The organism is Streptomyces sp. NPDC107500 (assembly GCF_055582785.1).
In genome coordinates this window covers 609,041-621,596 of sequence record NZ_JBVJPF010000003.1, presented here as the reverse complement: position 1 = coordinate 621,596, position 12,556 = coordinate 609,041, and the positions used below count along the sequence as shown (strand labels likewise).

At 74.0% G+C, this 12,556-nt stretch carries 11 protein-coding genes; 3 read left to right on the top strand and 8 right to left on the bottom strand.

All coding sequences use genetic code 11. The features are described 5' to 3' along the window. Positions 1-61 precede the first annotated feature (61 nt). Entirely contained in the window at positions 62-1,240 is a 1,179-nt protein-coding gene (locus ACZ67M_RS14450) for a helix-turn-helix domain-containing protein (RefSeq protein ID WP_392010061.1), read from the bottom strand. A 96-nt stretch (positions 1,241-1,336) separates the two neighbouring features. On the opposite strand from ACZ67M_RS14450, the gene ACZ67M_RS14445 reads away from it, so the two are divergent. Continuing rightward, the gene (locus ACZ67M_RS14445) at positions 1,337-2,983 is read left to right on the top strand and encodes a cell division protein PerM (RefSeq protein ID WP_469851054.1); all 1,647 of its coding nucleotides are present in this window, start codon (positions 1,337-1,339) and stop codon (positions 2,981-2,983) included. Positions 2,984-3,142: 159 nt separating this feature from the next. Here the strand turns inward: ACZ67M_RS14445 and ACZ67M_RS14440 are convergent, their stop codons facing one another. Further along, a complete protein-coding gene (locus tag ACZ67M_RS14440; RefSeq protein WP_385794639.1) occupies positions 3,143-3,958 on the bottom strand; it encodes a hypothetical protein in 816 nt (271 codons plus the stop codon). Between the two features lie 278 nt (positions 3,959-4,236). Between ACZ67M_RS14440 and purN the strand changes: the two genes are divergently transcribed. Both purN and purH read left to right on the top strand, forming a co-directional pair. Further along, the gene (gene purN / locus ACZ67M_RS14435; protein ID WP_469851052.1) at positions 4,237-4,875 is read left to right on the top strand and encodes a phosphoribosylglycinamide formyltransferase; all 639 of its coding nucleotides are present in this window, start codon (positions 4,237-4,239) and stop codon (positions 4,873-4,875) included. Continuing rightward, on the top strand, positions 4,872-6,431 hold the full coding sequence (purH, locus tag ACZ67M_RS14430) for a bifunctional phosphoribosylaminoimidazolecarboxamide formyltransferase/IMP cyclohydrolase (protein WP_361352696.1): 1,560 nt from the start codon (positions 4,872-4,874) through the stop codon (positions 6,429-6,431). Before purN ends, purH begins: the two co-directional genes overlap by 4 nt. A gap of 50 nt (positions 6,432-6,481) precedes the next feature. Here the strand turns inward: purH and ACZ67M_RS14425 are convergent, their stop codons facing one another. The 6 genes from ACZ67M_RS14425 to ACZ67M_RS14400 form a co-directional block, all read right to left on the bottom strand. Next, the gene (locus ACZ67M_RS14425; protein ID WP_469851050.1) at positions 6,482-7,060 is read right to left on the bottom strand and encodes a peptidoglycan-binding domain-containing protein; all 579 of its coding nucleotides are present in this window, start codon (positions 7,058-7,060) and stop codon (positions 6,482-6,484) included. A gap of 98 nt (positions 7,061-7,158) precedes the next feature. Continuing rightward, positions 7,159-8,517, bottom strand: a complete 1,359-nt coding sequence (locus ACZ67M_RS14420) for a protein kinase domain-containing protein (protein WP_469851049.1) — start codon at positions 8,515-8,517, stop codon at positions 7,159-7,161. After that, a complete protein-coding gene (locus ACZ67M_RS14415; protein ID WP_361352687.1) occupies positions 8,514-9,254 on the bottom strand; it encodes an FHA domain-containing protein in 741 nt (246 codons plus the stop codon). Before ACZ67M_RS14415 ends, ACZ67M_RS14420 begins: the two co-directional genes overlap by 4 nt. 138 nt (positions 9,255-9,392) lie before the next feature. Beyond that, a complete protein-coding gene (locus ACZ67M_RS14410; RefSeq protein WP_469851047.1) occupies positions 9,393-10,985 on the bottom strand; it encodes a serine/threonine protein kinase in 1,593 nt (530 codons plus the stop codon). Further along, positions 10,982-11,728 (bottom strand): FHA domain-containing protein, encoded by a 747-nt coding sequence (locus tag ACZ67M_RS14405; protein ID WP_385794651.1) that lies wholly within the window; start codon positions 11,726-11,728, stop codon positions 10,982-10,984. Before ACZ67M_RS14405 ends, ACZ67M_RS14410 begins: the two co-directional genes overlap by 4 nt. A gap of 132 nt (positions 11,729-11,860) precedes the next feature. Continuing rightward, complete coding sequence (locus ACZ67M_RS14400) at positions 11,861-12,466, bottom strand: hypothetical protein (RefSeq protein ID WP_361352679.1); 606 nt, start codon at positions 12,464-12,466, stop codon at positions 11,861-11,863. Positions 12,467-12,556: the final 90 nt, after the last annotated feature.

Here is a 12,556-nt window from a genome sequence, read left to right as displayed (position 1 = left end):
TCCCGTACGGCACCGAGTGGGCCCGTCCTCGCACCGGACGGGCCCCTCGTCGTACCCGCGGTCATTCGAGCCGTGGAGTCAGCCGTTCCGGCCCGTCCTGCATCTGGTCGCGCAGCTTCTGCCGCAGCTCCAGTTCCTCGTCCGACAGCGCGCCCGGTGCCACCTTGGGCGGCACCCCGCGCACAGTCTCGCCGGGGGAGACCGGCGGCTCGTAGTGCGTGGGCGCGGTGCGCAGGGTCAGCGCGGTGGTCCCGATGAGGGCGGCGGTGAAGGCGATCGCCGCCCGGGTCCAGAACCGGGCCCTGCGTTCGCTGCCCACCCGCACCGTCGGCGGCTTGGCCGCCCGCAGCCGCTCGTTCGACGCCACCTCGGCCAGCCGCCGGTGCAGCACCTCGGGGTCGGCCAGTTCGGGCAGCCGGTCGGCCATCGCCCGGCGCGCGTTCAGCAGCCGGTTGGCCGCCGCCGGAGTGCTCGCCTCCGTCTCCGCCGCCGTCTCGGGCAGGTCCAGGCCCACACCGTCGTACAGCAGGAGCGTCCGGCGGTGCCGCGGGGGGAGCCGGAGCAGGGTGTTGAGGAGCGTGCGGTCGCCGGGGTCGGCGGGCGGCGGCTCCGGGTGCCGGTTGCGCGGGCGGAACCGCTGCCAGGGCGAGAGCGCGTACTCGTACGCCACCGCCCGCACCCACCCCACCGGGTCGCGGTCGCGGGCCACTTCCGGCCAGTTCTCCCATGCGGTCTGGAACGCCCGCTCCACCGACTCGCGCGCCAGCTCCCGACGGCCGGTCAGGAGGAAGGTCTGCCGCACGAGGGCGGGGGTGCCGAACTCGTAGAGCGCGTCGAACGCCTGAGCGGGCGTCAGCGCGACCGGTTCCGGCGCCGGTTCCGGTTCGTCTTCCTGCCGCTCTTCCGTGGGCAGCGACTTCGTGGGCAGCGCCTTCGCGGGCAGTACGAGGCTCTCGGTGTCCTCGGCCGGGCTCCCCGGGCCGGTGCGGACGGCCACGACGACGGGCACCGGCGTCGGCTCCGCCGCTGCCGACTCCTCCTCGGCCAGCGTCTTCAGCAGTTCCGCGTACGCCTCCCGTCTCCGGCCGCGTGGTGTCGTGCGACCGCTCTCCCACGTACGGACCGTCGCACGGGTGACGCCCATCCGGTCCGCGAGCTGAGCCTGTGTCAGCGAGGCCGCCTCGCGCAGGCGTCGGCGGGCCTTGGGAGGTGGGAGCGGGGTTCCAGGGCTCCGTGTCACAGGGCGCCCCTTCGTACGAAAAAGTACATAAACATATATTGAGCGACACAACGGTGCTTCGCCTGTTACGCCGGGAAAGCGCGTGTCGTTGGGAGCATGGCGGGCGTGACCCAGACGACCGTCCGCCCGGCCCCGCTGACCCTGCTGCGCACCCGCTGGCGCGACCGGTCGCCCGGCCTGGGCGCCGGTCTCCTGGGGGGTGCGGTCGCGGCGGTGCTGGGACTGGCCTCGTGCGCCGCGCTGGTCACCCTGCTGTGGATCAGCTCGCCCTACCCCGACAGCGGCCCCGAGGGCACCCTGCACGTCGCCGCCTCTCTCTGGGTGCTGGCGCACGGCGCCGAACTGGTCCGCGCCGACACGCTCTCCGGCACCCCCGCACCGGTGGGCGTCACCCCGCTGCTGCTGGTCCTGCTGCCGGTGTGGCTGCTGCACCGCGCGGCCCGGGACGCCACCGACCCCGGCGACGGGGTGGGCGTGGCCGTCGGCTCCGGACCCGGGGCCGGGACGGGCTTCGCGGGGGAGAGCGGCCTCCGGGACGCCGGGCCGCCGCCGGTCTCCGCGCGCTTCGCCTGGGTGGGGGTCGTCGCGGGCTACCTCTGCGTCGCCGGGCCCGTCGTGCTGTACGCGACGGGCGGTGCGCTGCGGCCCTCCTGGTGGTGGGCCGCCCTCTGCCTGCCGCTGGTCGCCATGGGCGCCGCGGGCGCGGGCGTGTGGACGGCGTTCGGCCGGCCGGGCGGGCCGGTGGGCCGGGCGCTGCGCGTACTGCCCCGGAACCTGCGGGAGCTGCTGGTGGAGCCGGACGCGCGCCTGGGCGCCTCGACGCGCGCCGCGGGCGCCGGTGCGGCGGTGCTCGTCGGGGGCGGGGCGCTGCTGGTGGGGGTCTCGCTGGTGTGGCACGGAGCCGCCGCGCAGGAGGCCTTCCTGCGGCTGACCGAGGGCTGGTCCGGGCGGTTCGCCGTACTGCTGCTCTGTCTGGTGCTGGTGCCGAACGCGGCGGTGTGGGCCGCGGTGTACGCCCTCGGCCCCGGGTTCGCGCTCGGCGTGGGGCATGTCGTGCACCCCCTGGCCTCCGCCCCGGCGCCGTTGCTGCCGCCGTTCCCGCTGCTGGCGGCGGTGCCGGACGCGGGGCCCGGTACGCCGCTGCACTGGGCGGCGGGAGGGGTGCCGCTGGTGGCGGGGACGGTGGTGGGGTGGTTCACGGCGCGGGCGGCCACGGGGGCCCCTGTGGGCGCGGTCGAGGCTGGGGCCGCCGGGGTGTGGTCGTGGCGGCGGACGGCCGGTGCCGCCGTCGTGGCCGCCGTGCTGTGCGCGGCGCTCGTCGCCCTGCTGGCCGCGTTCGCGGGCGGGCCGCTCGGCAGCGATGCCCTCGCGCGGTTCGGGCCGGTGTGGTGGCAGGCCGGGGGCGCGACGCTGGCCTGGATCGCGGTGCCGGCGGTGCCGGTGGCGTTGGTGGTGCGGGCCTGGCGGGGGCGGGGTGCTGCCGTGCGCGAGCCGGTCGTGCGCGAGCCGGCCGTGGACGGCGGCGAGGCCGCCGGCGGGGGTGGGCGGGGGTGGGCGCCGGTGCCCTTCGGGGGGCGGTGGTGGAAGCGGTCTGGCGGGGCCGACGCGGAGGGTGGCGAGGATGCGGGGGAGGCGGACGAGGATGCCGTGCCGTTCGGGCTGTACGACGGCGACGACGAGGGGGGCGGCGGGCCGTACGATCTGCTGCCGGTCGATCCTCCGGCGGAGCCGCCGCGAGGGTAGGGGGAGGGTGTTTCGCCCCCGCCGCCCCTACCCTTCCCGTCCCTGAGGGCTGCGCCCCCAGACCCCCCTTTTCGGCCTGACGGCCTCGTCCTCAAACGCCGGACGGGCTGAAAGACGAAGACCGGACCGGCCATCCGAGAGAGAAGAACCGAGGGGCGGCTAGCCCTCCGTGCCCAGCAGGTCCCGCAGTTGTTCCGGGAGCAGGCGCTCGCAGCCCTGCTTCGCCGTATTGGTCAGGGCGTCCTCGCGGCAGGTGTAGTAGTCGTTGTAGACCAGCTGGGCGCCGAAGGACGCGGCGACCAGGAGGATGGCCAGGGACGACGTGACCAGGCCGCTGATGGCCGCGGTGCGCTGCGGGCGGCCGGTCTGCTCGGCGGTGCGGGCCGGGGTGTCCGGGTCGCCGGCGGCGCGGGGCTTGGCGCGCAGGGAGCTGATGCCCCAGTACAGGGCCAGCACGCCGAGCAGCAGAGCCACGTACGGCCAGGTGAAGAGCGCGAAGAAGAGGGCCCACATGCCGCTCAGCAGGGCGTACCGCGCACGTCGCTGGGACGGGTCCGTGGGGTCCCAGCGCGGGCCCGGGCCGCCGCCCTGCCCCTCGGGACCGGAACCGGAACCGGAACCGCCGGGCCGCTCACCGAAGCCGCCGGAGGAACGGCCGGGCTGCCGGTCGCTCCACTGACCGCCCCACGGCGAACGCCCGCCGCCCCGGGAACCGGACGAGTCCTCCGAGTCGCCGCCGTCGCCCGACGGGTGCCGGGGCTGCCAGGGCCGGTCCGGCGTGCCCTCCGGGGGCGGGGCGAACGGGTTGTCCCGGTCCGGGGTGTCCTGGGAGCCGTCCTGCCCGCCGCCGTTCCCCCGGTCCGAGGGCGTGCCGGGCGGTGACGAGGGGCGCTCCCGCAGCAACACGGTGCTGCGCCCCCCTGGCTGCGCCGACTGCTGGGGGAGCGTGAGCGGTCTCAGGCTGCGGTCCGGCATCAAGTGAGCGTCTTCCCCTTGGCGGCGATGAACGGGTGGAACGGGCGAACGGGTCGGCACGACTGGTGAACGCGTGACGCGCAGGTCGCGTTCCCGGTCCGGCTCCACGCAGACGCTACCTTCCGGCCACGCCCCCGTCCCGAGGGGGCCGTCCGGTGTGCCGGTATCGTTGCTGACGGTCGGCCGCTTCGTAGACTTCCCCGTATCCCGGGGCGCGAAGCATTCGTACGACTGTACAAACCGACGAACGTACCGCTTCCCCGAGAAAGGCCCACACCGTGGCCGCCAAGCCCGTGGCCCCGCGAGCCAAGCGCCTCGTCGTGCTGGTCTCCGGATCCGGCACCAACCTCCAGGCGCTGCTCGACGAGATCGCCGCCACCGGCGTCGAGGCCTACGGAGCCGAGATCGTCGCGGTCGGCGCCGACCGCGACGGCATCGAGGGGCTGGCCCGCGCCGAGCGCGCCGGGCTGCCGGTCTTCGTGACGAAGGTCAAGGACTACGGGAGCCGCGACGAGTGGGACGCGGCGCTCGCCGAGGCCGTAGCCGCGCACGAGCCGGACCTCGTCGTCTCGGCCGGGTTCATGAAGATCGTGGGCAAGGAGTTCCTGGCCCGTTTCGGGGGGCGGTTCGTGAACACCCACCCCGCCCTCCTCCCCAGCTTCCCGGGGGCCCACGGCGTGCGGGACGCGCTCGCGTACGGCGCCAGGGTCACCGGCTGCACCGTCCACTTCGTCGACGACGGCGTCGACACCGGGCCGATCATCGCGCAGGGCGTGGTGGAGATCCGGGACGAGGACGACGAGAGCGCTCTGCACGAGCGCATCAAGGAAGTCGAGCGAAGGCTGCTCGTCGATGTCGTGGGGCGGCTCGCCCGCAACGGCTATCGCATCGAGGGACGAAAGGTAGTTATCCAGTGACCGCCGAGAGCAACAAGCGGGCCGTCCGACGGGCGCTCGTCAGCGTCTACGACAAGACCGGTCTGGAGGAGCTGGCGCGCGGGCTCCACGAGGCGGGCGTCGAACTCGTCTCCACCGGGTCCACGGCCGGCCGTATCTCCGCCGCCGGCGTCCCCGTCACCAAGGTCGAGGAGCTGACCGGCTTCCCCGAGTGCCTGGACGGCCGGGTCAAGACCCTGCACCCCAAGGTGCACGCCGGCATCCTCGCCGACCTGCGCCTGGACAGCCACCGCGAGCAGCTCGGCGAGCTGGGCGTGGAGCCGTTCGACCTGGTCGTGGTCAACCTCTACCCGTTCGAGCAGACGGTCGCCTCCGGTGCGTCGCCCGACGAGTGCGTGGAGCAGATCGACATCGGCGGCCCCTCCATGGTCCGCGCCGCCGCCAAGAACCACCCCTCCGTCGCGGTCGTGACGAGCCCGGCCCGGTACGCGGACGTGCTCTCCGCAGTGAAGGACGGCGGCTTCGACCTGACCGCCCGCAAGCGGCTCGCCGCCGAGGCGTTCCGTCACACCGCCGAGTACGACGTGGCGGTCGCCGGCTGGTTCGCGGGGGAGTACGCCGGCGACGGCGAGCAGTTCCCGGAGTTCATCGGTGTCACGTACGAGCGCAAGAACGTGCTGCGCTACGGCGAGAACCCGCACCAGCCCGCCGCCCTCTACACGGGCGGCTGCGGCGGCCTGGCCGAGGCGGAGCAGCTGCACGGCAAGGAGATGTCGTACAACAACTACGTCGACACGGACGCCGCCCGCCGTGCCGCGTACGACCACGCCGAGCCGTGTGTCGCGATCATCAAGCACGCCAACCCGTGCGGCATCGCGGTCGGCGCGGAGGTCGCCGAGGCGCACCGCAAGGCGCACGCCTGCGACCCGCTCTCCGCGTACGGCGGCGTGATCGCGGTCAACCGCCCGGTGTCCAAGGAGATGGCCGAGCAGGTCGCGGAGATCTTCACCGAGGTCATCGTCGCGCCGGACTACGAGGAAGGCGCCCTCGAAGCCCTCACCAAGAAGAAGAACATCCGCGTCCTGCGCTGCCCCGAGGCACCGCAGCCGCCCGCCGAGTTCCGCCCGATCGACGGCGGCGGCCTGGCCCAGGTCAAGGACGTGTTCCAGGCCGAGGGCGACGACCCGGCGAACTGGACGCTCGCGGCCGGCGAGGCGCTGAGCGACTCCGACCTCGCCGGCCTGGCCTTCGCCTGGAAGGCCTGCCGCGCCGTCAAGTCCAACGCGATCCTGCTCGCCAAGGACGGCGCCTCCGTCGGCGTCGGCATGGGCCAGGTCAACCGCGTCGACTCCGCGAAGCTGGCGGTGGAGCGAGCGGGCGCCGAGCGGGCGCAGGGGGCGTACGCCGCCTCCGACGCCTTCTTCCCCTTCCCGGACGGCCTGGAGATCCTCACCGCGGCCGGCGTGAAGGCCGTGGTCCAGCCGGGCGGCTCGGTCCGCGACGAACTCGTCGTCGAGGCCGCCAGGAAGGCCGGCGTGACGATGTACTTCACGGGGACGCGGCACTTCTTCCACTGACCCGGACGCCCGGTGTTGGGCCGGTCGGTAGGACCGGCCCAACAGGCGTGTCAGTCGCAGGTGTTGGACGTGTAGCTCGCGTAGTGCCACGCGTCGTTGTGGAGGAAGCGGTACTGGCCCGAGGCCGTCCGGTAGAGGTCGAAGTAGTACTTCGCCCCGTGGTAGCGCAGCTTGTACTTCGTGGCGTCGGTCGAGCCGCTGCCGAGGTACTCCAGTTCGCCACCACCGGTGGACGCGTTCCACTGGGTGTCCGCGGAGCCGAAGGTCTCCGGGCCGACCTTGCCGTCGACGCCGATGCTCCAGGCGCTCTGGAGACTCTCGGTGGCTTCCTTCGTGTTCGGGCCGAAGTGGCCGTCGATGTCGGACCAGTCGTACGGGGTGCCGTTGCTCTCCTTGGCGCCCTCCGCCAGGAGGATGATCTGCCACAGGCAGGTGGCGTTGGAGCTGGCGTACGTCGACGTCGACAGGGTGCCCTCGTCCCCGAAGTCGTCGTAGTAGGAGCCGGCCCCGCTGACGTAGCCGCTGGAGGCGGAGGCCGAGGCGGGTGCCGCGGTCATCGCCAGTGCGCCGGCGGCGATCGCGGCGACGACGGCGGTGCCGAGGCGGGCACGCGTGGTGCGGATGCTCATGAAGGTTCCTTCCCCCGGTGGGTCATGCGTGGCGTTCTCGCCATGGCCATGCTGGCCGGGAAGGGGGTGCGAGGGTACCTGCAACGTTCCAGGGCGGTTCAGGACCCTCCGCCCTTGCGCAACGCCCGCCATGTCGCCGGTCCCACGATGCCGTCCGCGTCCAGTCCCGCCCGCTCCTGGAAGATGACGACCCCGCTCCGGGTCTTCGGGCCGAAGTCGCCGTCGACCTCGCCGACCTCCGGGATGCCGTGCAGGTGGCGGAGCAGGCACTGCAACTCCCTGACCTGGCTGCCGCCGTCGCCGCGCTTGATGGTGAAGTCCCAGGTGCCGCTGTGGCCCGCCATGTATCCGCGGCCGTCGGCGTTCTCGTACACCACGGGTTTCTCGCAGGTGGGAGGGGCCGCGGCGGCGGGCGCCGACTCCCACGGGGCGGTGTAGGCGAGGCTCGCCGCTCCGACGAGCGCTGCCGCGAGCGCCGCCGCCAGGGCCGGGCGGCGCCACCGCCGGGGACGCAGCCTCGGCAGCCGGGCCGAGCGGGAGGCGCCCGCCGCCTCCTCCACCCGGCGCAGCAACGCGGCGGTGTCGGCGCCGCGTTGCCCGTGGGTCGGGGCCAGGCAGTCCTGGAGGATGCCGCGCCAGGCCGCCGGAAGGGCGGGAGACAGGCGCAGTTCCTCCCGACCGCGGGCGTACCGCATCGCCGCGTCGGAGCGGGCCTCCGACGTGCCGCCGGGCAAGGGGAAGCCGCCGGTGAGGACCAGGTGGGCGAGGACGCCGAAGGCCCAGACGTCGGCGGACGGGCGGATCCGCGTCCCGCGCTCGTCGACCTCGGGCCACAGCAGCTCGGGCGGGGTGTAGTCCGGGGTGGAGAAGGCGGGCGTGTAGGCGTGGGTGCCTTCCAGTTCGGCGGCCATGTTGAAGTCGCCCAGCCGGGCCGAACCGTCCGCCATCAGCAGGACGTTGGCCGGTTTCAGGTCGCCGTGCACCCAGCCCGCGTGGTGCAGCTGCGCCAGCCCCTCGCAGATCTGGGACAGGAGGGCGGGTCCGGCGTCCGGACGCGGGGTCCGGGCCAGTACGGCGTCCAGGGAGCCCTCGGCCCGCTCCAGCACCAGCACGGTCGCGCCGTCCAGCTCCGGATGGTCCGGGTCGTCGACCGTGAGGGTGTCGTACATCCGGATCAGGCGGGGCGAGCGCAGCCGGCGCAGCAGCAGCACCTCGCGCTCGGCCAGGTCGCGCAGGTGGTGCAGCTGCCGCGGGGTGCGGGTGCCGGTGGGCAGGAACTTCAGCGCCGCCCGGCGCGGCGGTTCGCCGCCGTCCGCGAGGGCATCCCCCGGGTCCGCGGTGTGCCGGATCCCGTCGTAGACCGTGGCGAAGGCCCCCGACGCCAGCGGCTCGCGCACCTCCCACGGCCCGATCCGGTAGCCCTTCGGCACCGGGACCGCGTACGGCCGCCCGGTCACCGTGCCGCTCCGCTCGGGGCCGGGGCGAGGACCACGAGGTCGTCCTCGCGGACCAGGTCGAAGCGGAGGGCGAGCGAGGCCAGGGACTCCTTCTTGCCGTGGGTGCGCCGGCCCGGCTCGGCGGTGTCCGGGCCGGGTCTCAGCCGGAGCTTGACGGCGAGGTAGTCGATGTTCCAGTAGACGGCGGAGCGGCTGACCTTGGGCCAGCTCGGGCGCAGCCGCTCCACGATCTCCTCGACCGCCGGCAGCGGGGCGCGGGGCTCACCGCGCAGGCGCCGTTCGCACAGGGCGGCCAGCACCGCGAAGTACCGCTTGGTGCGGTCCAGGGCGAACGCCGGGACGGTGCCGGCCCCCTCGAGACCGTGGCGCTCGATGCTGCGGAAGGCGTGCCGCGGAGCCCAGACGTCGAAGGTGAGCAGGTCCCCCGCCGCGGGCAGGGTCACGCGCGCCAGCTCGAACGGCACCGGCGCCTCCACCCGGCCCGGGCCGACCTTGATGTGCTCGCCCGCGCCTTCCGGGTTCTCCACCACGTAGGTCTGGTCCACGCTGAGGTTGCTCAGCAGCCAGAACGTCCGGTGGGCCGCGATCTCCCCGGCGACCCGGGGTACCCCCGCGTGTGCGATGGCGAGTCCGCCGCTGGGCCCGGCTCTGCCGAACTCGATGCGCTCACCCGCGCTGATCCTCAGTTGTTCGGCCACACTGCCGCACGACGGCGGCACGACGATGACGCTGTACATGGAGTCGTCCCCCTCCCCCGATCCCCTCGGGGTAGCCCTTCCCCAGTCCAACAAGGGGCAGCGTACGGGAGGCGGATGAGGGCACCCCAAGCATTCGGGCGGCGCGGCGGGTCGCCGTGAACCTGGGACGTCACAGGGTCACTTCCGCCCCTCGGGCGTGTACTCCTTGAGGTGGTGAGCGACGCGGTCGGCGTAGTCGCGGTACTTCGGGGGAACCCCGCCCGCGTCGTTCACCTTCTTGTACGACGTCCGGTACGCGACGGCGACCAGGACGGAGCGGTCGCCGGGCAGGCCGGCCTCCAGACGGGGCGTGATCCAGCACAGGTAGCGGCCCATGGCGGGGATGGACTCGGCGGGCGGGAACGGCGGTTCCGGGACGGTCTCGCCGGGTGTGCCGTCCTCGTTCATCCACCAGCGCAGCACGCTCGGGGTCCAGCGGGCGATGCCGTACTCGTTCTTGGCCGGGTCGGACAGGGCGGGGTCGAAGTCGCTCTCCGCCTTCAGCATGGCCGCGATCAGGGCCGGGCTGACCTCCTCGCGGTCGCAGTCGTGCGCCGTCTCGACGATCAGCAGCCGGTAGGCGGGCGGCACGTCGCGGTCGGTGCGCAGCACGTCCGCGCCGTAGGCGGCGGCGGAGACGCTGGCGGTGCCGCCGCCGGGCGGGCCCGCGGCGGGCTGCCGGCCGTCACCGGCCCAGGAGACGATGCCGTAGGCGAGCGCGGCCAGCGCCACGGTGCCCGCGGCCGAGGCCGCGACGACGCCCCGCCGGGTGCCGCCCCGGGCCCGGAGCGAGAACCTCGCCGCCCCGCTCGCGGCGTCGGCGGCCGCCGTCACCCGGCGCAGCAGGGCGGCGGTGCCGGTCCGGCCGGCGTGCGTCCGGGTCAGGCAGTCCCCGACGATCTCCCGCCACACCTCCGGCAGTTCGGGGGAGAGCCGCAGCTCGTGGGTGCCGCGGGCGTAGGCGACGGCGGCGTCGCGGCGGGCCGTCGGGGTGCCGCCGGGCAGCGGGAAGGACCCGGTGAGGACGAGGTGGGCGAGGACACCGAAGGCCCACACGTCGGCGGACGGCCGGATGCGGCGGCCGCGTTCGCCGATCTCGGACCACAGCAGCTCGGGCGGCGTGTAGTCCGGGGTGGAGAAGGCGGGCGTGTAGGCGTGGGTGCCCTCCAGTTCGGCGGCCATGTTGAAGTCGGCCAGCCGCACCGAACCGTCCGCCATCAGCAGGACGTTGGCCGGTTTCAGGTCACCGTGCACCCAGCCCGCCCGGTGCAGCTGCGCCAGCCCGGCGCAGACCTGGGCGAGCAGCGCGGGCCCGTCCGGCGGGCGGGGCGAGGCGGCGATCAGGGCGGACAGGGAGCCCTCCGCCCGCTCCAGGACGAGGACGGTGGCGCCGTCCAGCCGGGGATGGCCGGGGTCGTCGACGGTGAGGGTCTCGTACATCCGGATCAGCCGGGGCTGCCGCAGCCGGCGCAGCAGCGCGATCTCGCGCTCGACCAGGTCCCGCAGGTGGGCGAGTTGCCGCGGGGTGCCGGTACCGGTGGGCAGGAACTTCAGGGCGGCGGTGTCCGGCAGGTGCCCGCCGCCTGTGTCGCCGCCCCCGGCGCCCGCGGTGCCGTCGACGCGGCGCGCGGCGTAGACGCTGCCGAAGGCGCCGGTGGCGATCGGCTCGCGCACCTCCCACCCGCCCACCCGGTAGCCCCGGGGCACCGGGACGGCGTACGGCTCGGTCATCGCGGTGCCTTTGCGGACGGTGCCGCGAGGACCGCGAGGTCGTCCTCGCGGACCAGGTCGAAGCGGAGCGCCAGGGAGACCAGAGACTCCTTCTTGCCGTTCAGCCGCGGGCCCGGGTCGGCTGTCTCCGGGCCCGGCTTCAGCCGCAGTTTCACGGCGAGGTAGTCGATGTTCCACTGCACCGACGTACGGGACGCGGCCGGCCAGGCCGGGCGGAGCCGCTCGACGACCTGGTCCATGGTCGGCAGCGGCGCGTGCGGCGCCCCGCGCAGCCGCGGTTCGCACAGCGCGGCCAGCACCGCGAAGTACCGCTTGGTGCGGTCGACGGAGAAGGCGGGCGCGGTCGGCTCGCCGTCGGTGCCGTCCTCGGCGCGCAGATAGTCGTGGCGCGGCGCCCACACTTCTACCGGCAGCAGATCGCCCGCCGCGGGCAGCACGATCCGCGAGAACTCGAACGGCACCGGCGCGTCCAGCCGGCCCGGCGCGACCTTGATGTGCTCGCCCGCGCCCTCCGGGTTCTCCACCACGTACGTCTGGTGGGCCGAGAGGTTGCTCACGGTCCAGAAGGTGCCGTGGGCGGTGATCTCACCGGCCCGGCGGGACACCCCGTCGTGCGCGATCAGCAGCCCGCCCTCGGGCACGGCGCGTCCGAAGACGAGCCGTTCGCCGGGTGCGAGCCGGAGCTGGGCGCTGCTGTGTTCGTCCTCCGAGGTCGGCGGAGGTACCACGATGATGCTGAACAAGGTGCGTCTCCCCGTGCCTGACGGCTACCCGCGTCAGACTATTGCGACGCACCAGGGCCGTGCCCCCCTCGTACGGGTGAGACACGGCCCTGTGACGTGATTGGCGAGAAGTACGCACTGGCGTGCGCCGGTTCAGTACTGCGGGCGGGTGAACCAGTAGCTGCCGTTCCGGTTGGCGCAGAAGACGATGATCAGGATGCCGAGCACCAGGCTGATGAGGGCGAAGACGTTCGCCGTGAACAGGCTGATGACGCTGAACAGCACGACCACCGACGCGTAGATGATCGCGGAGACGCGCACCCCGCCCCGGCCCGTGGCGAACTTGACGCCCGTGAATATCGCCCAGAACGCAAACGCCAGCACGATGACCCCGAGGACGATCATGATGCCGGTGCCGACGCTGGCGGCGGCGTCCGCGTCCTCGGCGGAGAGGCTCGGGTCGGAGCTGACCGCGTCCTCGAACTCCTCCGAGAACCAGGCGCTGGCGATCATCATCAGCAGGCCGCCGATCACCTGGAAGCCGCCCAGGACGAACAGCATCACGCGCGCTGCCTTCACCGAGCCGGGCATCGCCACCGGGGCGGGCGCGTAACCGCCGCCGTACGGCTGTACCGGCGGGGCCGCGGGGTAGCCGTAGCCGGGCTGGCCCTGGGGCTGCTGCTGGGGGTAGCCGTAGTTCGGCTGCTGGCCGCCGCCCTGGGGCGGGCCGTAAGGGTTGTTCGGATCGCCGAAACTCATGGCGGGACTTCCTCCGTCGCTGTCAAGTGCGGGGACGGCGCGCGGCGCGAGTCGGAGGAGTCTCTTCGGTGCGGTTCGTCCCCCCGGTAC